A 24,880-nucleotide genomic window follows, 5' to 3' on the forward strand; every position below is an offset into this window, starting at 1 on the left:
CCCGAGATTTGAAGGACAGCGCCATCACGACGACAGCCAACATACCCAGTTCACAAGACGCCCACAGATACGGCGTTTTCTTTGTATTTGCGGCTGGCGTTCTGTGGTCAACGGTCGGGCTTGGCATCCGGCTGATAGAAGAGGCGGGCGTTTGGCAAATCCTGCTGTACCGGTCGGTTGCGATGTCGCTTTTTCTGTACGCGGTCATACGAATTCGGTCGCGGGAAAACCCGTTTGTACAACTTCGCCGGTCCGGTTTTCCCGCCGTTGTCGCCGCGCTGTCGCTGCTGGCGGCGTATTCCGGTGCGATCTACGCGATCCAGAACACCTCGGTCGCGAATGCGATGCTGCTGTTTGCGACGGCTCCTTTTTTGACCGCTGTTCTGGGTTGGGTCGTCCTGCGCGAGCCTGTGCGCCGGGCCACCTGGGTTGCCATCGGGATCGCCCTGATCGGCATTGCTGTCATGGTTGCGGACAAGTCCGGGGGCGTGGCGCTGAAGGGCAGTCTGGCCGCGCTTGGATCGGCATTGGGCTTTGCGGTCTTTACCGTTGCACTGCGCTGGGGGCGCACGTCCGAGATGTTGCCCTCGGTCTTTCTGTCCGGGCTGTTTGGCGTCGCAATCACCTTTACGATCTGCCAGCTACAGGGCCTATCCCTCGTCCTGAGCCTGAATGACGGTGGTGTGGCGATGGGCATGGGTGTCTTTCAGGTGGGGGCCGGGTTGATCCTTTATACAATTGGATCAAGAAGCCTGCCCGCCGCTGAATTGACGTTGCTTTCACTGGCCGAGGTTCTGCTTGGCCCGGTCTGGGTATGGCTGTTTCTGGGTGAAACAGCGACCGTCAATACTCTGATCGGCGGGGCGATCCTGCTTGCCGCAATTGCCGGAAATGCCCTGACCGGGCAGCGTCGTAAGCCACCGCCGATTACCGCCCCGTAAGGAGTACAGCGATGAACTCAGCCTATGACCCCGCTCTGGCCGATTGCGCCCGTCCAGTCGAGGCGGCCTTTTCCATTCCGCCGGTCTGTTACACCTCGGGCAGTCACGCCCTGGCCGAAATGGATCTGGTGTTCCGCCAAGGCTGGATCGGCGTTGGTCGGGCCGATGTCGTTGCCAATCCGGGTGATTTCATCACGATGGATGTGGCCGGGCAGAACATCATCCTTCTGCGCGATAGGACGGGTCAGTTGCGCGCATACGCAAACACCTGCCGTCATCGCGGGGCCCGCTTGGTAGACGGGCAGGGCAGGTGCAAGGGACTGCGTTGTCCGTTTCATTCGTGGTTCTACGGTCTGGACGGCAAGCTTGTCGCCGCACCGCATATGGAGCGGGCGCAGGGCTTCGACAAGGCGGACTATGGCCTTGTGTCCTATCAGGTGGCCGAGCGGTTGGGCTTTGCCTTTGTCTGTCTGTCTCGGGACGCGCCCGATATTGATGCCTATCTGGGGGATATTGCCGAACTCCATAGCCCTTGGCCCATGGACCGCCTTGTGTCGGTCCGCAGGCAAGAGGTCGAAGTGAATTGCAACTGGAAGATCTTCCTCGAAGTGTTCAACGAATACTACCATCTGCCGTTTGTGCATGCGGAATCGATCGACAGTGTCTATGACAGACCGGATGCAGCCGATGCCGTAAAGGGCGCCTTTGCTAGCCAATTCGGCGCGACCGAAGGGACCGGAGGACTGCTGGAAAGCGATCAGGACAAATCTCTTCCCGAAATTCCCGGCCTGAAAGGCAAGGCGCGCGAGGGTGCGCGTTATACATGGATCTTCCCAAATATGACTTTCGCCGCGAACCGCGACGCGCTTTGGTGTTACGAGGCTTATCCGGTTGGCGCATCCAGATGTCGGGTGGTTCAAACCTCGTGCTTTCCGTCAGAGACCATCGCATTGCCGGATTTCGCCGAAAAATCTCAGGCGTATCTCCGGCGCATGGATGCGGCGCTGGATGAGGATATCGAGGCGCTGGAAAATCAACAACGCGGGCTGGCTTGTCCGGACGCGCGGCCCGGCCGGTTTCAACCGGATCTGGAACCCAACGTGGCCGCCTTTGCACGCTGGTACAGCAGCAAGTGGACGGGTTTGACAGGCTAGCTCAGCTGGTCGACCTTTTGGGCCTTTAGTTCGGACAGCGGGCCGAGGGTAAATACACGCCGTTCACTGGGCAGATACCGTTCCATCCTGAACCCAGGCATCAAACTGTGCCAAAACCGCGTCGCAAAAAGCGGGGTCGTTGATATGGGCGTCCAACTCGGTCATCGGGATGCGACCGGACATGGTGGTGCGCGCTTCGTCCACCATTTCGGCCAACGCTTCGGGGTCGTATGCTTCTTCGCCTTCCTTGTCCCAGGCCTCGACCCCCTGAACAGGAAGGAAAAAGTGAACCGGTCCGGTTGCAGCTTCCAGCCGGTTGGCAAGCTCTCGCACCCAGGCGCGGCGTTCTTCACCCGTGAAGACCGAACTTTTGATGAGGCGGTTGTGTTCATGAAACGGGCGGTCCGCGTATTGGTCCGGAATGTCCTGCCAGCCTGCAAAGTCCAGCAGGTCCAACGCGCCGGGGGCCACCATCTGCGGGGTGCCCGCGCGGCCTGCATTGGTCACGCGATCCTCCCCGCTGGAGACCACTGAGCCCGCCATCAGGTTCCCGAACTCCTGCATGCAGAAATCCATCACGCATACAAATGCGCCTTCGCCTGCCAGCTTCTCGAACGCCATGCCGCCCATACCGGTCGAGTGGAACACGGCCACTTCGAAGCCACGGCTTTCCAGCGCAGGTTTCAGCGTCTTCATATAGCGCAGACAGGATGAGCCGAGGCTGGTCATCCCGATCAAGGGCTTGCTGCGATCAACCTCGATGGCCGCGTTGGTTGCCCCAACCACCGCCCCCGCAGCCTGGCTAAGCGAGGACCGACAGATCGAGTTCATGCCATACAGACCGCCCGCCCACAGGATCATCTGAATATCCGGGGCCAGCCGGTGCGGCGGGATCAGGGGTGAAAAGCTGACGGTTGAAACGATGTATTTCGGAACGCCCATCGGCAACGCCTGTGCGCAGTCCAGCGCAAGATCAGTGCCCATCGTGCCGCCAATTGCGAGCATCCCGTGAAAGCGCCCCCTGGCATGTGCTTCGGCGACGACGTTTGCGGCCCCCGCAGACATCACGCGGAAGGCCTTGTTTTCGTCGCCTTGCGCGATGACCTGATCAACGGTCATGCCCCCGGCGGCTGCAATCTCGTGCTTGCTGATATCGGTCGCGTTTCCCGGATCACCCAGTACCGAGACATCCATGGTCAGCACGTCGGCCCCCTGCGCCCGGACCACGCCTTCGATAAAGCGCATCTCGGGCTCTTTTGTGTCGTATGTGCCAATCAACAGGATCGTTTTTCGGGTCATTGGCATCCTCCTGTCGGTTCAGAGCTTGATCCACGCGGTCTTCAGGTCAAGGTATTTGTCGAACGCATGCAGTGACTTGTCATGCCCGTTTCCGGATTGTTTTACGCCACCCAAGGGCACAGTGATGTCCGCCCCGCCATACGTGTTGACATGCACGACTCCGGCCTGAATTTTCGCGATCATCCGATGCGCGCGCGACAGGTCTGCAGTCCACACGCCAGCGGCCAATCCGAACTCGGTGGAGTTGGCAAGGGCGATGGCTTCCTCTTCGGTGTCAAAGGCCTGAACGGTCAGAACCGGGCCAAACACCTCTTCACAGACAACACGGTCGTTGGGTTGCACGCCGGTAATGATGGTCGGTGCCATGTATGTGCCGCCTGTGTCCTGCAGTATCCGGGTGCCCCCGGTGGCAACGGTGCGCCCGGCGGCGCGGGCCTCGTCCACAAAGGCAAGGTTCTGCGCCAGTTGTCGTTCCGAATTCACCGCACCGGCATCGGTATCAGGGTCCAGCGGGTCGCCGACACGCATGGCTTCGGCGTTTTTCACCAGCATTGCGACGAAGTCGTCATGGATTTCGCGTTGCACCAGCAGTCGCGATCCGGCAACGCAAACCTGACCCGAGTTTCGGAAAATCCCCGCAGCCGAGACTTTGGCGGCCTCTGCCAGATCGGGGGCGTCTGCAAACACGATATTTGGGGATTTGCCACCAAGTTCCAGATAAACACGTTTGAGGTTGGACCGCGCCGATGCCTCCATCAGCCGACGCCCCGTTGCCCCAGATCCGGTGAATACCAGTACGTCCACGTCGTGAGACTCGGCAATCTCAGTCCCGACAACCGCGCCTTCGCCGGTCACGACGTTGAAAACGCCGGGGGGAAGACCAGCGTCCAGCGCCAGTTCGGCAAGGCGGATCAGGGTTAACGAGGCGGTCTCGGCCGGTTTCAAAACCACGGTGCAACCGGCGGCAAGGGCCGGGCCCAGCTTCCAACTGCCGATCATCAGGGGGAAGTTCCACGGCACGATTGCACCCACAACACCTGCGGGCTGTTTATGCACCAGCCCCAGCGCGCTGGGGGCGGTTGGGGCGATCTCGCCATATATCTTGTCGATGGCTTCGGCAAAATACCGGATCGTCCCGGCAGCGCTGAGTGGTTCGGCTTTGTAGGCCATTCCGATCTCGGTTCCGTTGTTTTGCACGCCCAATACGGCAAGTTCTGCCGCCTGCGCTTCGATAAGATCCGCCCATTTCAGCATGATTTTCTTGCGTGCAGCAGGCGCGAGGGCAGACCATCGTCCGTCGTCAAAAGCTGCGCGCGCCGAACGGATTGCCAATCGGGCATCATCCCGCGTGCCTTTTGGCATGGTCGTCAGGGTCGATCCGTCGATGGGTGACACAACATCAAGCGTGCCGCCGTCCGAGGCATCACACCGCGCGCCGTCGATCACATGGCGGGCGGGCGGTACGCTTTGGGACCGGAGTTGGTCAATTATCGCTCTGTCCAAATCACGCCTCATCGGTTTAAATAGTGAACCATGGGTATCAAAAAAGTGTCTGATCAAATGCCGACATTTGTCAATATTGATTTTCTATTGACTGAGGAGGAAACCAGATCAAAATATCTGATACCAGTGGTTCAAATATTAAACCTATCAAAAGGTATCAGATGGGAACGATCACAAAAGCTTTGGACTTGCTGTCCCTGTACGCGCGCGACCGCGCAGAAATCGGGCTGGGTGAGTTTGTGCGCCTTACCGGGCGCGACAAGGCGACGGTTCATCGCCACCTGACCGAGCTTGCGGAAAACGGCTATCTGGAGCAACACCCTGACACGCGCGCCTATCGGCTTGGTCCGGCGCTGTTGCGCCTGTCGGCCTTGCGTGAGGCGGCGTTCCCCGTGCGAAAGCTGTTGCAGCCCATCGTGTCCGAATTGTCCGAAGCTGTTGGCGAACTGGCCCATGCCAGTCTGCTGCAGGGCGAGGCGCTGTCGCCGGTCGCCCACGCGGATCCTGCCCTGCACGGCATTCAGGTGAACTTTGACATTGCCGAGATGTTGCCCCTGCACGCGACATCGTCCGGCATCGCTGCCCTGGCTTTTTGCCCCGAGGATTGGCAAGCCCGCGTCATGGCACGGCCCTTGTCGAAATATACCGACCAAACGATCTCGGACCCGGCGGACCTGAAAGGCATGATCGACCGCGTCCGGCGGTTCGGCGTGGCGTCAGTCACCGGTGGGTTTGATGAAGGGGTCACGTCGGTCGGATGCCCCGTCTTCGGCGAAGGTGGGCGCGTTCTGGGCGCTTTGGCCGTTGCCGTCCCAAGCGTGCGGGCCAGGCCGGAGAAACTGCGCGACATTGCCCAAATGCTTTTGAATGAGGCCGACCGCGCCTCGACTGCGCTGGGCGGTGCGTTTCCACAAGGGTTCGAAGCCCTGCCGCCGGACTGGGGCGATGAAACCAAGACACAACAGGTGATGTGATGAAGGACAGCAATTTCCTGAAAGAAAACAACGCGCGCCACCTGTGGCACCCGATGGCGCATCCGGCGGACAGCCTTGCAAACCCGCCTGACATTATCGTCGGCGGTGACGGTGTGCGCATCACAGATGTGGATGGGAATACGGTTGTCGATGGGGTCGGGGGGCTATGGAACGTAAACCTTGGGTATTCGTGCCAGCCGGTGAAGGATGCAATTTCCCAACAGCTGGACAGGCTGCCCTATTATTCGATTTTCCGGGGCACTACCAATGATCTGGTCATAGAACTCAGCTGGATGCTGCGCGAATTCTTTGCCCCGGACGGGCTGTCGCGCGCCTTCTTTACATCCGGCGGGTCGGATGGCGTTGAAATCGCGCTGCGCCTTGCGCGGCAATATCATAAGGTGCGTGGCGAGGCCGGGCGCGTCAAATTCCTGAGCCTCAAGAAAGGCTATCACGGCACCCATACGTTGGGCGCGTCAGTGAACGGTAACCCGAACTTCCGAACCCAGTACGAGCCGCTGATGCCCGGCTGCCATCACATTCCATCGCCTTACACCTATCGCAATCCGTTTGGCGAAACCGATCCGGAAAAGCTGGCGCAACTGTGCCTTGCGGAGCTTGAGGATGAGATCAGGTTTCAGGACCCTTCAACCATAACCGCAATGATCATGGAACCGGTTCTTGGGGCGGGTGGGGTGATCCCGCCGCATGAAACCTTTATGCCCGGCGTGCGCGAGATCTGCTCGAAATACGGTATCCTGCTGATCGCGGATGAAGTGATCACAGCCTATGGCCGGACGGGGGCGTGGAGCGGATCGCGCCGCTTTGGCGTCAAGCCCGACATGGCGGTCACGGCGAAGGCCATAACCAATGGGTATTTCCCGTTCGGTGCCGTGATGATTAGCGATGCGGTGGCTGATGTGTTCGAAGGTGACCGCTCGGGCAAGGCGGCAATCGGGTCGGGGTATACCTATTCCGGCCATCCCGTGGGTGCGGCTGCCGCGATTGCGTGCCTGAAGGAAACCGAACGTCTGAACGTCAAGGACAACGCCGCGCAGCGTGGGGCGCAATTGCATGCGGGCCTTCAGGCGCTGGGCGAGACATACGACCTGATCGGCGATGTGCGCGGGGGGTATGGCCTGATGTGCGCGTTAGAGCTGGTTTCGGACAGAACCACCAAAACGCCCATCGACAAGGCCACGATCGGCAAGGTGCAAAAAACGGCCTATGAGGCCGGGGCCATGGTGCGTGTGTCGGGAAACAACATCATTCTGTCCCCGCCGCTGGTGCTGGGCGAAGAGGACGTGAACACTTTGATTTCGGCGTTGGGCAAAGGGCTGGGGGCAGTTTGATGCCCCGGCCTTTCAAGGGGTTGAATCCTGATCTTCAATCGCAACGGCAAGCTTTCGCAGCAGCGCCAACAGGGTGTCGTGATCGTTATCCCCAAGGATGCTTCGGTAATGGGAGGCGATGTCCGAGGCCTCGGCCATATGATCATCAATGATCGCTTGCCCTGCAGCCGTGATCGCAATGTGCTGGCGACGGCGGTCTGTCGCGTCGGCCTCACGGGATACGAGCCCGGCTTTCTCCATCGAATGCACAATCCGGCTGAGGCTTGGCGACATCAGCGCCGCGCGATTGGCCAACATGCCGGCGTCCATCTTTCCGCCCTCGCTGAGCACGCGCAGAACGCGCCATTGCTGTTCGGTGATGCCCGCCTTGGCCAACATCTTGCGGATCGGGGCCATTACGGCCTCACGCGCGCGGATCAGCGACACCGGAAGTGACTGCGCCGTCGGGGGCAGGGCGGTGGGTTTTTTGATTCGCGATGTGTCTGGCAATTGTCCGATCCCAAAATTACATCACATGTTAAATAAATTGTTTGACTCGAGACCGCAACGTTCGATAGGTATAATATTACTTAACATATCAAATAAATGGATTGAGACGTGCCGCATATCCACATCGAATATTCCGCAAACCTGGAACAGGTCGTGGATATGGCCGGGCTGTGTGATGCGTTAAGGCAATCTGCGGCCCGGATCGACGCCTTGCCCATGCCCGGTTTGCGTGTGCGGGCGATCCGCGTCGATCATTATTCCATCGCGGATGGCGATCCCAAACACGGGTTTGTCGACATATCGGTCCGCCTGCGCGAAGGACGGGCGGATGAGGTCAAGCAGAACGTCATCAAGCAGATTTTCGACACCGCGCGGGTCTTTCTGAAACCCGCAATGGACACGCATTCGATCGCTTTGTCGTCTGAATTGCGGGAAATCGACGCCCGTCTTTCCCCAAAATGCGGCACGATCCGCGACCATCTGGAGGACCCGAAATGAGCAGTTTGGAGCAGAACCTGGAAAAGCTGAACGGGTTGCTGGCGCGGTTCCGGAAGGATGGGATCAAAAACCGGATTGCGGGTAAGGACCGGGACGGGTCCGCAGGCAGGTTCCAAACCACGTCTCCGGTCGACAAAAGCGTGATTTGTGAGGTTGCCCAGGGCAATGCGGACGATATCGACGCTGCGGCCAATGCTGCGGCAGGTGCATTTCCCGAATGGCGTGACATGCCCGCAACCGAGCGGCGCAAGATCTTGATCCGTGTGGCTGAAGGCATCGAAGCGCGCGCTGAGGAGATCGCCTTGTGCGAATGCTGGGACACTGGGCAGGCGTTGAAATTCATGTCGAAGGCCGCACTGCGCGGGGCCGAGAACTTTCGCTATTTCGCCGATCAGGTTGTGCAGGCGCGGGATGGTCAGCATCTGAAATCGCCGACCCTGATGAACATCACCACGCGCGTCCCGATTGGCCCGGTCGGTGTGATCACGCCCTGGAACACGCCCTTCATGCTGTCCACGTGGAAAATTGCACCTGCGCTGGCGGCCGGGTGCACAGTGGTCCACAAACCGGCCGAGGCCAGCCCGCTGACGGCAAAGCTGTTGGTCGAAATCGCGGAAGAGGCCGGTCTGCCAAAAGGCGTTTTGAACACGGTGAACGGTTTTGGCGAAGAGGCGGGAAAGGCGCTGTGCGAACATCCTAAAATCCGCGCCATTGCCTTTGTGGGCGAAAGCCGCACAGGCAGCCTGATCACCAAGCAGGGGGCAGATACGCTCAAACGCAACCATCTTGAGTTGGGCGGCAAAAACCCCGTTATCGTGTTCGACGATGCCGATCTGGACCGCGCTCTGGATGCGGTGATCTTCATGATCTATTCGATCAATGGCGAGCGCTGCACATCTTCGTCGCGTTTGCTGGTGCAGGACACGATTAAGGACGCGTTCGAGGCCAAGCTTGTCGAGCGCGTGAACACGATCAAGGTCGGCCATCCGCTGGACCCGGCGACCGAGATCGGACCGCTGGTGAGCGAGGAACATTACAACAAGGTCACCAGCTACTTTGAGGTCGCGAAAGAGGACGGGGCCACCATCGCCGCGGGCGGGACGACGGTCGGGGAGACCGGCTATTTTGTACGACCGACCCTTTTCACCAACGCAAACAACCAGATGCGCATCGCGCGCGAGGAAATCTTTGGCCCCGTTCTGACCGCCATTCCATTCTCGACCGAGGATGAGGCGCTGCAAATCGCCAACGACACACCCTACGGTCTGACCGGCTACGTCTGGACCAACGACCTGACCCGCGCCTTGCGTTTCACCGACAAGCTTGAGGCCGGGATGATCTGGGTGAACTCGGAAAACGTCCGCCATCTGCCGACGCCGTTCGGTGGTGTCAAAGCCTCGGGCATCGGTCGGGACGGCGGCGATTGGAGCTTTGAGTTCTACATGGAACAAAAGCACATCGGCTTTGCCACCGGTCAGCACAAGATCACTCGCCTCGGAACCTGACGCGCGTCGCCCTGACAATCCAATGTACTTAGGAGTTTGAAATGCCTGTACCCGCTCCGAACCTCTACCCGGATTTCAACACGATCCGCCTGAGCCATGTTTGCCTGAACGTAAGGGATCTGGCGGTGTCCAGGGCGTTTTACGTTGACATGTTCGGCCTGCAGGTGACGCATGAGACCGACACCCACATCTACCTGCGCGCGTTGGAGGAGCGTGGGCATCATAGCGTGGTTTTGCAGAAATCCGATGCGCCCGGCACGGTCGATGTCATGGGGTTCAAAGTCTTTGATGAGGCTGATCTTGATCGCGCCGAAGCCTGGTTTCAGGCCAAAGGCCGCCCGACCCAGTGGATCCAACGCCCGTTTCAGGGGCGCACGTTGCTGACCTCGGACAATTTCGGTACCCCGTTGGAATTCTATAACAAGATGGACAGGCTGCCGACGATCCATCAGGACTATGCCCGATACCATGGCGTGCGTCCCTTGCGGATAGACCATTTCAACTGTTTCAGTCCAAACGTCGATCACAGCGTCGCCTTCTACAGCGACATGGGATTTCGGGTTACGGAATATACCGAAGACGAAGACAGCAAGCGGTTGTGGGCGGCGTGGCTGCATCGCAAAGGCGGTGTGCATGACATGGCCTTTACCAACGGCACCGGGCCTCGTATGCACCATGTGGCGTTCTGGGTCGCCAACCCGATGCACATCATCGATCTTCTGGATGTCATGTCGACCACGGGTTACGTCGAAAACATCGAACGCGGGCCGGGGCGGCACGGTATTTCCAACGCGTTCTTTCTGTATATCCTTGACCCGGATGGTCACCGGATCGAAATCTACAGCTCGGATTATCAGACACTGGATCCTGATCATGAACCGCTGAAATGGGATCTGAAAGATCCCCAGCGGCAAACCCTATGGGGTGCGCCCGCACCGCGCAGCTGGTTTGAACATGGGTCACGGTTCACAGGCGTTGACGTGGCCGAGGCGGATCTGAAAGCCACCCCAATCATCGCACCCTGAGGAGGCGGGAATGGACTGGGACGAGTTTGGCCACTGGGGCAAACGCATATCCGACTGGGCCGCGGATTATCACAAGGCTCTGCCCGACCTGCCGGTGCGCGCGCAAACCGCCCCGGGTGAGATTGCCGCGCAGCTTCCCCAGCAGCCGCCCGAGCATGCTCAGGCCATGGACACCATCATGGCCGATTTCGAACGGATCGTGATGCCGGGGATGACCCATTGGCAGCACCCGCGTTTCTTTGCCTATTTCCCGGCCAATGCCGCGCCGCCGTCGATGCTGGCCGAGATGCTGGTCACTACAATCGCGGCGCAGTGCATGTTGTGGCAGACCTCTCCGGCCGCGACCGAGGTCGAAGGGGTTATGGTTGACTGGCTCCGGCAGGCGCTGGGCTTGCCCGAAGGCATGACCGGGGTCATTCAGGACAGCGCGTCCTCGGCCACCTTGTCGGCGGTGCTGACCATGCGCGAACGGGCCACGGGTTTTACCGGCAATCGTGAAGGGTTGAACACCAAAGGGGCGCTGCGGATTTATTGCTCGGATCAGGTTCATTCGTCGATTGACCGGGCCTGCTGGGTCGCGGGCATCGGTCAGGACAATCTGGTCAAACTGCCCGCCTATGGCCCGACCTTTGCGATTGACCCGGATGCGCTGGAGGCCGCAATCCAGCGCGACATCGCCGCCGGTCATGTGCCCGCCGGGATCATCGCCATCACCGGGGGCACCGGGGTGGGGGCATGCGATGATCTCAATGCGGTTGCCGATGTGGCGCAGAAACACGACCTATATACGCATCTTGATGCGGCATGGGCCGGGTCGGCCATGATCTGCCCGGAATTTCGTCAGGCGTTTTGGGCCGGGGCCGACCGTTATGACAGCATTGTTTTCAACCCGCACAAGTGGCTGGGTGCGCAGTTCGATTGCGCCATTCAATTCCTCAGGGACGCCACACCGCAGTTGAACACGCTGAAGATCGAGCCCGAATACCTCAAGACAACCGGGGCAGAGGTCACGAATTACTCGGAATGGACGATCCCCTTGGGGCGCAGGTTCCGGGCGCTGAAGATCTGGTTCCTGTTGCGCTCATACGGGTTGGAGGGGTTGCGCAAACGCATCCGCAACCATGTCGCCTGGGCTGCTGAACTTGCCGAGGTAATTGGCGCGATGGAGGGGTTTGAGGTGACGACGGGCCCGATCCTCAGCCTGTTTTCCTTCCGTTGTCCCGGCGATGATGAGATGCAACAGCGATTGGTGGATGCGCTGAACGATGATGGCCGGATTTACCTGACTCAAGGCCTGTTCGACGGTTGCAAGATCATCCGCTTTCAGGTCGGCCAATTCGATACAACGCGCGAAGACGTGCTGATGGCGGCGGACGTCATCCGTGACGTCTGGGGAAAGATTACATGAAGTTTGCCACCTACACAGCAGATAACAAGACGTTTTTTGGGCCCATAACGGACAACGGCGCTATCGCTCTGAACGATGCGTTCCCGGACTGTGCCAGCCTGTATGAGGTGATCGCCTCGGGTGCATTCGGGCAGTTGACCAAGGCTGCCGAAGGCAGGCCCGTCACCCATACCGAGTTCACCTATGAGATGGTGATGCCGGATGCGCGCCGTATCCTATGTGTCGGCGTCAACTTCCCGGACCGAAACGCGGAATATAAAGACGGCAGCGCGCAGCCCAAATACATGTCGCTGTTTCCGCGCTTTGCCAGTGGCTTTACCGGCCATGACCGTCCATTGATCCGACCGCCCGAAAACCACACGCTGGATTACGAAGGCGAGGTTGCCATTGTGATCGGCAAGGGGGGGCGCAGGATCGCTCAGCAAGACGCGTATGACCATATCGCGGCCTTGACGCTATGCAATGAAGGCACGATCCGGGATTGGGTGCGGCATGCCAAGTTCAATGTCACGCAAGGAAAGAACTGGGACAAATCGGGGTCAATCGGCCCGTGGTTGGTGCCTTTCACCGATGCGGCGCAACTGGACGACGCCCGCATCCAGACCCGCGTGAATGGCGAGCTACGGCAGGATGACACGCTGAACCGCATGATGTTCCCGATCCGGCGCGAGATCGAATATATCTCGACCTTCATGACCTTGCAGCCCGGCGATATCATCGTCACCGGCACCCCTACCGGCGCGGGCGCGCGGTTCGATCCGCCAAGATACCTGGTGCCCGGCGACGTTGTAGAGGTTTCTGTCGATGGCATCGGCACGCTGCGCAACACGGTCGAGGATGAACAGGTATGACCCCCGAAGATCACGACCGCGCCGCTGCTGATTTGATGCAGGCTGAACGGACGCGCGAACAGATCGGGTTGCTGAGCCTGCGCCACCCTGAGATGGGCATGGACGACGCTTATGCGGTGCAAAAGGCGATCTACCGTCAGAAACTGGCCGAAGGGCGCAGGGTGATTGGCTGGAAGATCGGGCTGACCTCGAAAGCGATGCAATATGCGTTGAATATCGACATCCCCGACAGCGGGATTTTGTTCGATGATATGGTGTTCGCGAATGGCAGCACTGTCCCGGCAGGGCGTTTCATCCAACCCCGGATCGAGGCCGAGATTGCCTTTGTCATGCACTCCGCCGTGGGGGGCGAGGACGTCCGTCGTGAGGATATCATCGCCGCAACGGATTACGTCGTACCGTCCATCGAAATCCTCGACACCCGTATTCAGCGCATGGACCCCGAGACCGGCAAGGCGCGCACTGTGTTTGACACGATCAGCGACAATGCGGCAAATGCGGGCGTCGTGTTGGGCGATGAACGCCATGCAATTGATGCGTTTGATCTGCGTTGGGTGGGCGCACTGACCTTCCGTAATGGCGAGATTGAGGAAACAGGGCTGGGGGCCGGTGTATTGAACGATCCTATCGAAAGCGTTGTCTGGCTGGCCCGCCGCATGGTGCAGTACGGCCAAAGCATCGAACCGGGTCAGGTCATCTTGTCCGGCAGCTTCATCCGACCTGTCGAATGCCCGTCAGGCGCTGACATCCACGCCGATTTCGGCGCGTTTGGCTCGGTCGATATTTCTTTCGCCTGAACGGAGCGTAACAGATGCCCGATCCGATCTACGCAATAGGCGACATTCACGGTCAATTTGGGATGCTGGAGGACGCCCTGGCGCGGATCGAACGCGACGGCGGCCCCGATGCCAAAGTGGTGTTCATTGGTGACTACACCGACCGGGGGCCACAAAGCCGCGAGGTTCTGGATTTACTGATCAAAGGGCAGGCCGAGGGCAGGAACTGGACGTTCCTGCGCGGCAATCACGACCAGATGTACGCGATGTTCCTTGAGGCGTATCCGCGCAATGATGCCCGACTTCTGATCGGTTATCACTGGCTGCATCCCCGGATTGGCGGCGTCGAGACGTTGCAGTCTTACGGGGTAGGGGTAGAGGACGGAGATCGCATCTATCAGGTTCACGCCAAGGCGAAACAGGCGGTGCCACAGGCGCATATCGACTTTATGACCCGGTTGCAGCCTTATCACCTGACCACCGATGTGCTGTTTGTCCACGCAGGCATTCGACCCGGTGTGCCATTAGAGCAGCAAGACCCCGACGACCTGATCTGGATCCGCGATGAGTTTCTGAACCACGAAGGCCAGCATCCGTGGCTGGTGGTACACGGCCACAGCCACGTATCTGCGCCGGATCACCGGGGCAATCGGATCAATATCGACACCGGTGCAGGCTATTGCCACCCGCTGACTGCGGTGGTGTTCGAAGGCACGGACTGTTGGGTGCTGGAGGCTCAGGGCCGCAATCGACTGGTGCCCTAAGCTGTATTTCGGATCTGTCGCCGGGTCTGAAGCTTTTCAAGCAGCGGCTTGCAGGGCCTGCCTGAGCGTTTCTTGATCCCCAATATGATTGGCCAGCACAAGGATCAGTCGGGCGTTCAGCGCTTCGCTATCCTCATCCGACAGCCCGTCATGGGCGGCGATCAGATCGGCGTAGAAATCATCCGGTGATGGCAGGTTTGGCTCGGTAATCAACGGCATGTGCTATTCCTTTCCGCAGGCTTTGCGAACCGCCGCGCGCGTCGCCGCCTCATCAAACGCCACCCAGCGGGCCGCTACATGCTGATCCGGGCGGATCAGATAAACGGCCTGTTTGTTCGCCCCAAGATAGCGGGCAGCTAAGGCATCGGTCGTCTGGACAGAGACGGTGCGCAGGGTGATCCCATCCACGTCCAGATGTGCCGGTGCATCCGTGTTGATCGCCAGAAGAACAAACTCATCCCCAAGCCGGTCGAGCAGGAAGCCATCGCCCAAAGGCGCATCTGCACATGTCGCACCGACGCGCGTTCCGCTTGGGCCGTCGGGCAGGGCATCCTCGCCGTTCAGGGATGAATGATCATAGGTGCAGGGCACGGACAACCGCCCCGAATTGACCAGAGGCCGGGCAAAGCTGTGCGTTTCGGCCAGCTTCAAGACTGCATCGCGAAACCTCTTGCTGGTTTTGGACTTCGGGGTGATGAAATCGGTCGAACGGGTCGAGTTGAGGATATTCTCATCCGCCGCAAACACCCGTTCCTGATCATAGCTGTCCAGCAGGCTGTCCGGTGCCTTTCCCGCAATCACAAGGCCAAGCTTCCAGCCCAGATTGTCCACATCCTGCATCCCCGAATTGGCCCCGCGCGCGCCAAACGGGGACACCTGATGCGCTGAATCTCCTGCAAAGATCACCCGGCCATGGCGGAAGTTCTGCATGCGGCGGCACTGGAAGGTGTAGATTGAGGACCAGACAAGTTCATATTCGACGTCGTCGCCCAGCATCGCATCCAGCCGTCTGCGGATGTTTTCCTCTCTCAGTTCTTCCTTGCGGTCCACATCCCAGCCGATCTGAAAATCCACGCGCCAGACGTTATCAGGCTGTTTGTGCAGCAAAGTCGAGGCCCCGGATTTGAAGAAAGGCTCGAACCAGAACCAGCGTTCTGTCGGGAATTCGCTGGTTTTCATCCTGATATCAGCGATCAGGAAGCTGTCCTGAAACACGCGCCCCTCGAACCCCAGATCAAGCATGTCCCGCGTCGGGGACCCCGCGCCGTCGCAGGCGATCAGCCAGTCCGCCTCGATCTGGTAAGGGCCATCCGGAGTTTCGACCGACACGGTCACGTGGTCGTCTTTGACATCAATCGCTTCAACCCGGTTCCTGCCACGGATTTCGATGGGCGCTCCGCGCTCCTGTTCGGCACAGATAGCCTCGAAGATGAACTTCTCGAAATAGGGCTGTTGCAGGTTGATGAACGCCGGGTTGCGATGGCCGGTTTCGGGCAGAAGGTTGAATTCATAGACCTGACGGTCGTCCTGAAACACCTTGCCGACATTCCAGACCACGCCCTTGTCCAGCATCGGTGCGCCGCACCCGTAGCGGTCTGCGATCTCCAGTGTTCGCTTGGCAAAGCAGATCGCGCGGCTGCCCATGCCGATCCCTTCGTGATCGTCCAGAACCAGCGCGGGAATGCCTTGCCGTCCCAGATCCAGCGCCATGGCCAGCCCGATCGGGCCGCCGCCAACGATAACAACCGGATGGCGCCTGGCATGTGGTGCGTCCTGATCAGCGGATTTCCGATAGGGATAAAGCCGAAACGCGAGCGAATATCTGTCCTGAAGCATCTGAATACCTGACGTGCCGAATTGGGTGTAATCGGATCAGCCTTGCAACTGCTCCCACATCTCCAGATCGCGTTTGTCGGTCCAGATGCGGGGGTGGGTGATTCCGCGTGCTTCGTCATAAGCGCGACTGACGTTGAAGGGCAGGCAGTGTTCGTAGATGGCGTAGTCCTTGAACTTGGGGTCGCAGGCCTCACGCACCGCGTCCCACGCATCCTTGAGCGTTCCGCCCTTCATCGCCACGCGCTGGGCAGGGGTGTAGGTCGAGTTCACGAAGTCCCGCGTGCTTTCGATGGCGCGGTCCACCGCGTCCTTGCCCACCAATGCCGCACCACGACCCGGCGCGATTGCGTCCACGTCATAGGCCTTGATCGCGTCGAGCGTTCCGCCCCAATCCGCGAAATGCCCGTCGCCGCAATAGCAGGCCGAGTGATCCTCGACGATATCGCCCGTGAACATCACGTTTTGGTCGGGCACATGGATCACCGCGTCACCTGCCGTATGGGCGCGGCCGATCTGTTTGATATCCACGCGGCGATTGCCCAGATAGACCGTCATACTCTCGCTGAAGGTCGTCGTGGGCCATGTCAGGCCGGGGATGCTTTCGTGTCCTTCGAACAGGCGCGGGAAGCGCTGGAATTCGCTATCCCAATCCTCTTGCCCGCGTTCGACAACCATCGAGCGGGCGACATCGGACATGATGATTTGCTGCGCATTAAAGGCCGACGCGCCCAGCACCCGAACGGCATGATAGTGAGTCAGCACAACGTGGGTGATTGGTTTGTCGGTCACGGTCCGGACGCATTCGATCACTTTGTTGGCCAGTCGTGGGGTGGCCTGCGCCTCGACAATCATGACGCTGTCGTCGCCGATGATGACGCCAGAATTCGGGTCGCCCTCGGCGGTAAACGCGTACAGCCCTTCGCCAATCTCATCAAAAGTGATTGTCTTTTCGGTCAGATCGCCTTGCGATGCAAATGCCTTGGCCACGAGGATCGGTCCTTTTGCTGTTTTGACGAAGAAGGCCCCGGGGCGCTTCTGGTCCGAGTGTATAGGAAATCGACTCAGATAATCGTTGCATTTGCAACGGTGTCAATATTTTTGTTGCATTTGCAATGAATATTTGGCCTCCATACGGAAAAAAGGACGTTGCCGGATGACGCCAAACACTTTGCCCGAGTTCGATCTGGAGAAATACCTGCCGTACCGCCTGACAGTTCTGGCTGCGCGTCTGAGTATGGACATGGCGCAGCAGTATAAAAGTGAGTTTGGCATTTCGATTCCCGAGTGGCGGGTTCTTGTAAACATTGGATACGCAAAGAACTTATCGGTGCGGGACATCGAAAAACGGGTCAGTTTGGAAAAATCGATGGTCAGCCGGGCAGCGGCGCGGCTAGAGGCGCGCGGGCTTGTTTCCAAGACGGTCGACCCCAAGGACCGGCGTCTGGTGAAGCTTGAACTGACCGAAGAGGGGGCCTTGGTCCTTGGTCAACTGATCCCGATCGCCTCGGCCTTTCAGGCAGATCTGGAGCGCAAGCTTGGGGCGGAAAAAGACGCGCTCTATTCCGCGCTGGATAGGTTGGCGGATTGAAGACCGTTGGCCTTTTTGGCGCAACGCGGCAGGAAGGGCGTGGTCGCGCCCCGGGAAAAACGCAACGGAACTGTGGCCAGTTGCGTGCGCTTATACTCTAGTCAGGGCAGGTATCGGGTTGAGAGGAGGGCCGGGCACACCGGCTGATAGGGGCGATGTTGGTAAAAGCGGCAAAGATCTTCGCGGGCGCGGCAGTCGCCGGCGCACTCGGTCTGACAGGGTATCTGTTGATTGCACCGCCCGATTTGCTGAAGGTCGGCACGAACTACTCGGCCAAGATCGTCTGTTCCAACGTGTTCATCGCGGGGCGCGACCCGGATGAGGTTCTGTCGGTTGACGTGCAAGCCCCCGGGCATCCATTGCTGCGGCAAATCTCGATCAAAGTGGACCGCGAAGCGCAAAACGTCGAGGCACGGATTTTCCGGTTCTTTGCGCCTGCAACTTCTCAATACCGCGAGGGGTTGGGATGTGCGAACCTGTACACATCCGAACTCAGCGACAAGACCCTTGCTGCGTCGCCGTCATTGCCGGACGGCATCTGGCCGAAGGGAAACCGCGTCAATCCGTCTCAAGATGCTGAAATAGAACGCATTCTGTCCGACGAGACCTTGCTTGGCGAAGGGTATCGCGCTGTCGTTGTCGTGCGAGATGGTCGCATCGTTGGGGAAAGCTATGCGCCGGGTTTCGACGAAAACACCCCACTGTTGGGATGGTCCATGACCAAGACCGTGACGGCGGGCCTAATTGGTACGTTGATACAGTCCGGCCAGATGGCGTTGGATGATAAACTGATCGACAGCTTCCCCGAATGGGCCGATGACAGCCGCAGGGACATCACTGTCGCCGATATGTTGTCGATGGCAAGCGGGCTGGAGTGGAACGAAGAGTACGGGGATGTTTCTGACGTCACCAGAATGCTCTATCTGCGTGATGACATGGCCGGATTTGCGGCAGGTCGTCCAGCAGAGAGCGAAATTGGCACCGACTTCAACTATTCGTCCGGAACATCCACTGCACTGTCCCGCGTGTGGCAAGACGCGGTTGGCGACGGGGGGCTAAGCTATCCGAAGGAGGCATTGTTCGAGCCGTTGGGCATGACCTCGGTCGTGCTGGAAACAGATGCTGCGGATACGTTTGTCGGGTCCAGCTATATGTACGCTACGGCGCGGGACTGGGCGCGGTTTGGGCAGTTTTTGCTGCAAAAGGGCGTCTGGGATGGGCAGCAGATACTGCCCGAAGGATTTACGGATTGGATGTTTGAGCCGGTGGCCGCGTCGAATGGTGCCTATGCCAAAGGGCACCTTTGGATCGAGGCCCCGGGTGGCGTGCCGTCCTTCGAAGATTCGGTCTGGTTACAGGGCCACGACGGACAGACCATCGGCATTTTCCCGTCCCATGACATGGTCGTCGTCCGGCTGGGTCTGACGCCTTCGAAACTGGGGTATTCCTCGCTGCCGTTGGCGCAGGAACTGATCGCGGCCTTTGCTGAAAACTAACTTTGTAGCGGGAGGTTCTGATCCACGCTGCTAAGAATGCCAGCCTCGCAGAAACACAGCAGATTTTGGATCATGTCGTCAGACTGCGGTTCGTCACCCATGCCGCCGAGCGCGGCAATCCGCCAGTCAGAGGTGCAGAGCGCCAGCATGGACGACACCGCAAACACCAGCGCGCCAGCGACGCGCGCCGGGTCCGCGACGGCGAAGCGCGCGCAAAGCAACTGCACGACACGTGTGGCCACCGGATCGAAATGCGTATTGGCCAGCGCGCGCCATCGCGTGTCAGCTGAAACGATTGCCACAATGCGCGCATAGGCTAGCCACTGAGGATCGCCACCAAAGGCGCGGGTCACAAGTGGCAGCATGAAGGCTGACATCAGGTCGCCAACGCTCCAGTCCTGCTGAGCCTCAAGCGCCCTGATGGACGCAAGGCGTTCTTCCGACAACTCGGCGGCTCGACGCGCCACGATACGCTCGAACAACTCGTCTTTCGGGCCGCCGTGAAAGTTCACGCTGGCCTTTTGAACCTGCGCCCGCTCGGCAATGTCCCGGATCGATGCCCCTTCGAATCCCCGTTCTGCAAAAACCAGCTCGGCGGCGTCCAGGATTCGGTCCCTCGCAGCGAGCGATCGCTGCGAGGGTGCTCTTTTTCGTTCTTTTACAGCATGTTGGGCCATCTCAAAAACCAGTTTGCCTTATTTAGAACGTTCGTTCAAGATAAGAGATGTCGCAGGAGGAGGCGCGGATGGAACAGGGGCAGGTAAGAGCGGGTCAACCGGTTGAGGTAAAGGCCCGCCCCCAAGAGTGTTTTGCATTGATCGGCGCGGGGCCCATGGGTCTTGCAATGGCCAAGACACTGATCGAGCAGGGAGTGCCATTTCAGGGATTTGAACTGGCAGATGATGTGGGTGGTCTTTGGAATATCGATGCACCCAGGTCCACGATGTACGAGACCGCCCACCTCATATCCTCCAAGCGGATGACGGAATTCACTGACTTCCCCATGCAGGAGGACACGGCAGAATACCCGTCGCATCGCGAGATGAAGCGTTATTTTCAGGAATTCGCGAACGCCTTCGACCTGTATCGGCACTTTCACTTCGGTGCAGAAGTTCTAAGCGCCAAGCCTTTGCAGGATGGCGGATGGGATGTGACCTGGCGCGATAGGGCCGGGGTCGAACAGACCCAGACCTTTGCGGGTGTTCTGATCGCAAATGGCACCTTGTCGGAACCCAACATGCCCAAGTTCAAGGGCGAGTTCACAGGTGAACTGATCCACGCGTCCGAATACCGGTATCCGACCCAATTCGCCGGTAAGCGTGTTCTGGTCATCGGCGCGGGGAATTCCGGATGCGACATTGCGGTGGATGCCATCCACCACGGGCTGTCCTGCGATCTGTCGATGCGCCGCGGGTATTACTTTGTGCCGAAATACGTATTTGGCGTTCCGGCGGACACGATGGGCGGCAAGATCCGCTTGCCCATGTGGCTGAAGCGCAAGGTTGACGGGACAATCCTGAAATGGTTCGTCGGTGATCCGCAGAAATACGGGTTTCCGAAACCGGACTATGCGCTTTATGAATCCCATCCTGTTGTGAACTCGCTGATCCTGTTCCATGCCGGGCACGGGGACCTGAAGGTGCGCCCGGATGTGGAACGGTTCGAGGGTAAGACGGTTCATTTCCGTGATGGCAGTTCAGCCGACTATGACATGATCCTGACAGCGACCGGGTATTCGCTGCACTATCCCTTCATCGAAAAGGACTTGCTGAACTGGAAGGGCGACGCCCCGGACCTGTACCTCAATTGCATGCACCCGGACCGGGATGACCTGTTCATTCTCGGCATGGTCGAGGCGTCGGGGTTGGGCTGGCAGGGTCGCCATGAGCAGGCCGAGATGGTTGCGCGCTATATCGCTGGTCTGCGCTCGGGCAACGCGGCAGCCAAGGCGATCCGTGCCACCAAATCCGAAGGGTTTGAGCGGGCGACAGGGGGCATGAACTATATCGACCTGCCGCGCATGGCGTATTACGTCGACAAGGCAACCTATCGCAAAGAAGTCACCGGTCAGATCGCGGCGATGCGGGCGGCTGAGCGATGAACGGGATCGATCAGGTTGCGCTGAACTTTGATGCCGGAAACCTCAGGGTTCTGAATGCGGTTCTGGCGATCATCATGTTCTCGATTGCGCTGGATTTGCGGATTGACGATTTTCGCCGCGTTGTGCGCGGACCCAAGCCACTGATTGTTGGGCTGGCGTCGCAGTTTCTGATCCTGCCTGCGCTGACATTTCTGATGATCCTTGTGCTTCGGCCCATGCCATCTGTTGCGATGGGCCTTATTCTGGTTGCGGCCTGTCCCGGCGGGAATATCTCGAACTTCATGACCCATCGGGCGCAGGGCAATGTCGCGCTGTCCGTTTCCATGACGGCCTTTGCGACGGTCGGGGCGATTGTCATCACACCGATAAACATTGCGTTCTGGGGCAATCTTTATGGCCCGACGCGCGAGATTTTGCAGCGTACGGAAATCGATCCGGTCTCGGTCGCGATAACGGTTGGGTTCATGCTGATCCTGCCGCTGATCCTGGGAATGGTCGTGAACGCGCGGTTCACTGCATTTGCCGACCGTATTCGCCGACCAATGCAGTGGGTGTCGATGGGCATTTTCGTGGCCTTCATCGCATTGGCGCTGGCCACGAACTGGGCCCATTTCCTAAGCTTTGCCGGGGCGATCATCGGCCTTGTCATAATCCACAACGCGCTGGCCTTTTTAGGCGGGTATGTCACCGCGACCGTGGCGGGGCTGTCCGAACGGGATCGCCGGTCCGTGACCATCGAGACCGGCATTCAGAACTCGGGCCTTGGGCTGATCCTGATCTTTGCCTTCTTTGGGGGGCTGGGCGGGATGGCCGTTGCAGCGGCCCTTTGGGGCATATGGCACGCGATCTCGGGGATCGCACTGGCGCGCTATTTCGCACGGCGAGCGGTTCCGGCATGACCCGGATATTGATCACTGGCGCAGCCGGGGCGGTGGGGGCCGCGCTTTTGCGGCGCCTTGGTGAACGCCCGGAACTGGATGTGGTTGCGACCGACATTCGCAAGCCTGAGGACTTGCCGCCCAACGCGCGTTTTCTGACGATGGACGTGACAGGCGACGACCCGCAGAACATCATCCTTGCAGAACGCCCCGATACCGTTGTGCATCTGGCATCGATTGTAACTCCGGGCCCCGAGTCAACGCGAGAGATCGAATATCAGGTCGATGTCGAAGGCACCCGGAATGTGCTGAACGCGGCCATTGCAGCCGGGGTGCGGCGTTTGGTGGTCACGTCCTCGGGCGCGGCTTATGGCTATCACGCCGACAACCCTGTACCGCTGTGTGAAACGGACGCGATCCGGGGCAATCGGGAGTTTGCCTATTCCTGGCACAAGCGCTTGGTCGAAGAGATGTTGGCCGAGGCCAGAGAAAACGCCCCCGATCTGCAACAGGTCGTTCTGCGCGTGGGTACGGTGCTGGGCGAAGGTGTCGAGAACCAGATCACGTCCCTGTTCCATAAACCGCGATTGCTCGGGTTAAGGGGGTCGGACAGCCCCTTTGTTTTCATCTGGGATCAGGACCTTGCCGAGATTTTGCTGCGGGCTGCAACCGACGGGCCAGCGGGTGTTTTTAACGTTTCGGGTGATGGCGCTTTGACACTGTCCGAAATCGCCAATGCAATGGGTAAAACCGTGCGATGGCTGCCGCCGAGGCTGATCAAACTGGCCTTGACCGTGGCCCGGCCCTTGGGTCTGAGCCGTTACGGACCCGAGCAGGTCAGGTTCTTGCAGTATCGGCCCGTGCTGGACAACGCATCCCTGAAATCCGACTTTGGCTATCACCCCAGCCTTTCCAGCGCCGAAACGTTCCAGCGCTGGTGGGAGAGCAGGACATGACAAAGACCGCCGTCATAACCGGAGGGGCAGGCGGGCTAGGGCAGGCCCTTGCCAAGGCGCTGCGGGATCAGGGTTGGCATACGGCGTTGATCGACCTTCCCGGCCCTGAACTTGATGCACTGGCGGCTTTGGAAAACGTTAGCGTCTACGCCTGCGATCTGACCAAGCCAGATCATTGTGCGGCGACCTGCGCCGAGATCATTAGTGACAGACCCTCGGTCGATCTGGTCATCTACAACGCGGGCGTTTCGCACATAGCGGCCTTTGCCGACAGCGACATGCAGGCGCACAGGAAACTGTTCGAAATCAACTATTTTGCAGCCGTCGAGTGTGCAAAACACTTTCTAGAACCCGTCCGCTTGGCCAAAGGAACCCATCTGGCAATATCCTCGGTCGCCGGGTTCGCGCCGTTGCTGCACCGCACCGCCTACGCCGCCAGCAAGCACGCGATGGAGGGGTTTTTTAAATCGCTACGGGCCGAGGAATTGCCTCATGGGGTAAACGTGGTCATCGCGGCCCCGTCTTTTGTCGCGACCAATATCGGGCGACCGCATGCCAACCAATCGGATTTTGTGCGTCCGGGCTCTGCGGCTGATGGTATCGAGTACATTGCGCCTCAGGACGCAGCACGGATCATTCTTCGCGGTGTGCAAAAGCAGCAGGATTTTGTTCCCGTTGGGCGTGTGGCCACGCTTTCGAACATTTTGAACCGCGTGTCCCCAACGCTTTACCTGCGCCAGATGATACGAAGGATTGGAAAGGGTTGAAGCGCCCATAGGCTGGTGCAGGGTCAACTCAGCATTCTTTGCGAGACGTCTTCCAGAAGATCGTGCAAATCGAAATCCTGGCCTTTCTCTGCAAGCGCATGGTCTTTCAGGATGAAGGACAACCCGTGAACGAAACTCCACAACAGAAAGCCTCGGCGGCGGACCTCCTCTGTGATTTCCGATTCACCCAGACATTTCGCCACTTCGGCCAAGAGAATCCCAAAGCTCTGCTGCCCACCTTCTTCAAGGCGCTGGTCGGCGATGCGGTCCGTGAATCCGCCGAATTTCAGCCGGAAAATCCCCGGCTCGTTCAGCGCGAAGGCAATGTATTCCATGCCGATTGCGGTGATGCGTTCGGGCGAGCCTTCGGGGATGCCCTCGAGCGCCGCCAGCATGTTTTCGCGATGCCGGACCATCCCTTCGAGAACGGTGGCGACAAGCATTTCCGTCTTGTCCTTGAAGTGTTTGTAAGGCGCAGCGGTGGATACTCCGGCCAGCCTGCAGGCTTCCGATACGGAAAAACTGTCGGGGCCTTTTTCTTCCACCAATTGCCGGGTCGCTTCGATCAGAGCGGCCCGTAAATCACCGTGATGATAGGCTTTCTTGCCCACGGCCTGGCGGTCAGCGCCACTGGTTGGCGCGAGAATTTTTTCTGTGCTCGTCATGATCCAACATCTGCCAGATCGCGTACCCCTTGTCAAAGTAAGAAGTTCTAACAT

General features: G+C 59.2%; 25 protein-coding genes. 17 read left to right on the plus strand and 8 right to left on the minus strand.

Annotated elements, in window-relative coordinates:
- Window positions 1-8 precede the first annotated feature (8 nt).
- The gene (locus ACR0KJ_RS01330) at window positions 9-941 is read left to right on the plus strand and encodes a DMT family transporter (RefSeq protein WP_480625791.1); all 933 of its coding nucleotides are present in this window, start codon (window positions 9-11) and stop codon (window positions 939-941) included.
- Window positions 942-952: 11 nt separating this feature from the next.
- A complete protein-coding gene (locus tag ACR0KJ_RS01335; protein ID WP_480625792.1) occupies window positions 953-2,095 on the plus strand; it encodes an aromatic ring-hydroxylating oxygenase subunit alpha in 1,143 nt (380 codons plus the stop codon).
- Between the two features lie 63 nt (window positions 2,096-2,158).
- Here the strand turns inward: ACR0KJ_RS01335 and ACR0KJ_RS01340 are convergent, their stop codons facing one another.
- Both ACR0KJ_RS01340 and ACR0KJ_RS01345 read right to left on the minus strand, forming a co-directional pair.
- Complete coding sequence (locus ACR0KJ_RS01340) at window positions 2,159-3,394, minus strand: Tm-1-like ATP-binding domain-containing protein (protein WP_170451739.1); 1,236 nt, start codon at window positions 3,392-3,394, stop codon at window positions 2,159-2,161.
- A gap of 18 nt (window positions 3,395-3,412) precedes the next feature.
- The gene (locus ACR0KJ_RS01345) at window positions 3,413-4,897 is read right to left on the minus strand and encodes an aldehyde dehydrogenase (RefSeq protein ID WP_480625793.1); all 1,485 of its coding nucleotides are present in this window, start codon (window positions 4,895-4,897) and stop codon (window positions 3,413-3,415) included.
- A gap of 161 nt (window positions 4,898-5,058) precedes the next feature.
- Between ACR0KJ_RS01345 and ACR0KJ_RS01350 the strand changes: the two genes are divergently transcribed.
- Both ACR0KJ_RS01350 and ACR0KJ_RS01355 read left to right on the plus strand, forming a co-directional pair.
- A complete protein-coding gene (locus ACR0KJ_RS01350) occupies window positions 5,059-5,871 on the plus strand; it encodes an IclR family transcriptional regulator (protein WP_170621502.1) in 813 nt (270 codons plus the stop codon).
- Complete coding sequence (locus ACR0KJ_RS01355; RefSeq protein ID WP_480625794.1) at window positions 5,871-7,223, plus strand: aminotransferase class III-fold pyridoxal phosphate-dependent enzyme; 1,353 nt, start codon at window positions 5,871-5,873, stop codon at window positions 7,221-7,223. The genes ACR0KJ_RS01350 and ACR0KJ_RS01355 overlap by 1 nt, the downstream gene beginning before the upstream one ends.
- Before the next feature lie 12 nt (window positions 7,224-7,235).
- Here the strand turns inward: ACR0KJ_RS01355 and hpaR are convergent, their stop codons facing one another.
- Window positions 7,236-7,712, minus strand: coding sequence for a homoprotocatechuate degradation operon regulator HpaR (hpaR, locus tag ACR0KJ_RS01360; protein WP_480625795.1), 477 nt, complete (start codon window positions 7,710-7,712; stop codon window positions 7,236-7,238).
- Between the two features lie 108 nt (window positions 7,713-7,820).
- Here hpaR and ACR0KJ_RS01365 point away from each other — a divergent pair, with 108 nt between their 5' ends.
- From ACR0KJ_RS01365 to ACR0KJ_RS01395, 7 genes are read left to right on the plus strand one after another with little or no spacing between them, the layout of a single operon-like run.
- On the plus strand, window positions 7,821-8,210 hold the full coding sequence (locus tag ACR0KJ_RS01365; RefSeq protein WP_480625796.1) for a 5-carboxymethyl-2-hydroxymuconate Delta-isomerase: 390 nt from the start codon (window positions 7,821-7,823) through the stop codon (window positions 8,208-8,210).
- The gene (gene hpaE / locus ACR0KJ_RS01370; protein WP_480625797.1) at window positions 8,207-9,715 is read left to right on the plus strand and encodes a 5-carboxymethyl-2-hydroxymuconate semialdehyde dehydrogenase; all 1,509 of its coding nucleotides are present in this window, start codon (window positions 8,207-8,209) and stop codon (window positions 9,713-9,715) included. Before ACR0KJ_RS01365 ends, hpaE begins: the two co-directional genes overlap by 4 nt.
- 41 nt (window positions 9,716-9,756) lie before the next feature.
- The gene (gene hpaD / locus ACR0KJ_RS01375) at window positions 9,757-10,740 is read left to right on the plus strand and encodes a 3,4-dihydroxyphenylacetate 2,3-dioxygenase (RefSeq protein WP_480625798.1); all 984 of its coding nucleotides are present in this window, start codon (window positions 9,757-9,759) and stop codon (window positions 10,738-10,740) included.
- Window positions 10,741-10,750: 10 nt separating this feature from the next.
- The gene (locus ACR0KJ_RS01380; protein WP_480625799.1) at window positions 10,751-12,148 is read left to right on the plus strand and encodes a pyridoxal phosphate-dependent decarboxylase family protein; all 1,398 of its coding nucleotides are present in this window, start codon (window positions 10,751-10,753) and stop codon (window positions 12,146-12,148) included.
- Window positions 12,145-12,999, plus strand: a complete 855-nt coding sequence (locus ACR0KJ_RS01385) for a fumarylacetoacetate hydrolase family protein (RefSeq protein WP_480625800.1) — start codon at window positions 12,145-12,147, stop codon at window positions 12,997-12,999. Before ACR0KJ_RS01380 ends, ACR0KJ_RS01385 begins: the two co-directional genes overlap by 4 nt.
- The gene (gene hpaH, locus ACR0KJ_RS01390; RefSeq protein ID WP_480625801.1) at window positions 12,996-13,796 is read left to right on the plus strand and encodes a 2-oxo-hept-4-ene-1,7-dioate hydratase; all 801 of its coding nucleotides are present in this window, start codon (window positions 12,996-12,998) and stop codon (window positions 13,794-13,796) included. The genes ACR0KJ_RS01385 and hpaH overlap by 4 nt, the downstream gene beginning before the upstream one ends.
- 14 nt (window positions 13,797-13,810) lie before the next feature.
- Window positions 13,811-14,539, plus strand: a complete 729-nt coding sequence (locus tag ACR0KJ_RS01395; protein ID WP_480625802.1) for a metallophosphoesterase family protein — start codon at window positions 13,811-13,813, stop codon at window positions 14,537-14,539.
- Window positions 14,540-14,575: 36 nt separating this feature from the next.
- Here the strand turns inward: ACR0KJ_RS01395 and ACR0KJ_RS01400 are convergent, their stop codons facing one another.
- From ACR0KJ_RS01400 to ACR0KJ_RS01410, 3 genes are read right to left on the minus strand one after another with little or no spacing between them, the layout of a single operon-like run.
- A complete protein-coding gene (locus ACR0KJ_RS01400) occupies window positions 14,576-14,758 on the minus strand; it encodes a DUF2783 domain-containing protein (protein WP_480625803.1) in 183 nt (60 codons plus the stop codon).
- A 3-nt stretch (window positions 14,759-14,761) separates the two neighbouring features.
- Window positions 14,762-16,375, minus strand: coding sequence for an FAD-dependent oxidoreductase (locus tag ACR0KJ_RS01405; RefSeq protein ID WP_480625804.1), 1,614 nt, complete (start codon window positions 16,373-16,375; stop codon window positions 14,762-14,764).
- Window positions 16,376-16,411: 36 nt separating this feature from the next.
- Window positions 16,412-17,362: an MBL fold metallo-hydrolase gene (locus ACR0KJ_RS01410; RefSeq protein WP_480625805.1), complete on the minus strand. Its 951-nt coding sequence runs from the start codon at window positions 17,360-17,362 to the stop codon at window positions 16,412-16,414.
- A 166-nt stretch (window positions 17,363-17,528) separates the two neighbouring features.
- Between ACR0KJ_RS01410 and ACR0KJ_RS01415 the strand changes: the two genes are divergently transcribed.
- Window positions 17,529-17,963 carry a MarR family transcriptional regulator gene (locus ACR0KJ_RS01415; protein WP_170517589.1) on the plus strand — a complete coding sequence of 145 codons (435 nt, stop codon included), beginning with the start codon at window positions 17,529-17,531 and terminating at the stop codon, window positions 17,961-17,963.
- A gap of 155 nt (window positions 17,964-18,118) precedes the next feature.
- Window positions 18,119-19,459, plus strand: a complete 1,341-nt coding sequence (locus ACR0KJ_RS01420; protein WP_170621527.1) for a serine hydrolase domain-containing protein — start codon at window positions 18,119-18,121, stop codon at window positions 19,457-19,459.
- Here the strand turns inward: ACR0KJ_RS01420 and ACR0KJ_RS01425 are convergent.
- Entirely contained in the window at window positions 19,456-20,136 is a 681-nt protein-coding gene (locus ACR0KJ_RS01425; protein ID WP_480625806.1) for a TetR/AcrR family transcriptional regulator, read from the minus strand. The genes ACR0KJ_RS01420 and ACR0KJ_RS01425 overlap by 4 nt on opposite strands.
- Before the next feature lie 47 nt (window positions 20,137-20,183).
- Between ACR0KJ_RS01425 and ACR0KJ_RS01430 the strand changes: the two genes are divergently transcribed.
- From ACR0KJ_RS01430 to ACR0KJ_RS01445, 4 genes are read left to right on the plus strand one after another with little or no spacing between them, the layout of a single operon-like run.
- On the plus strand, window positions 20,184-21,560 hold the full coding sequence (locus ACR0KJ_RS01430) for a flavin-containing monooxygenase (RefSeq protein WP_480625807.1): 1,377 nt from the start codon (window positions 20,184-20,186) through the stop codon (window positions 21,558-21,560).
- Window positions 21,557-22,459 carry a bile acid:sodium symporter family protein gene (locus tag ACR0KJ_RS01435; RefSeq protein WP_480625808.1) on the plus strand — a complete coding sequence of 301 codons (903 nt, stop codon included), beginning with the start codon at window positions 21,557-21,559 and terminating at the stop codon, window positions 22,457-22,459. Before ACR0KJ_RS01430 ends, ACR0KJ_RS01435 begins: the two co-directional genes overlap by 4 nt.
- A complete protein-coding gene (locus tag ACR0KJ_RS01440) occupies window positions 22,456-23,394 on the plus strand; it encodes an SDR family oxidoreductase (protein WP_480581797.1) in 939 nt (312 codons plus the stop codon). Before ACR0KJ_RS01435 ends, ACR0KJ_RS01440 begins: the two co-directional genes overlap by 4 nt.
- Window positions 23,391-24,161, plus strand: a complete 771-nt coding sequence (locus tag ACR0KJ_RS01445) for an SDR family NAD(P)-dependent oxidoreductase (RefSeq protein WP_480625809.1) — start codon at window positions 23,391-23,393, stop codon at window positions 24,159-24,161. The genes ACR0KJ_RS01440 and ACR0KJ_RS01445 overlap by 4 nt, the downstream gene beginning before the upstream one ends.
- A 23-nt stretch (window positions 24,162-24,184) precedes the next feature.
- Here the strand turns inward: ACR0KJ_RS01445 and ACR0KJ_RS01450 are convergent, their stop codons facing one another.
- A complete protein-coding gene (locus ACR0KJ_RS01450) occupies window positions 24,185-24,826 on the minus strand; it encodes a TetR/AcrR family transcriptional regulator (RefSeq protein ID WP_480625810.1) in 642 nt (213 codons plus the stop codon).
- Window positions 24,827-24,880 lie beyond the last annotated feature (54 nt).

The organism is Ruegeria sp. AD6, assembly GCF_056542325.1.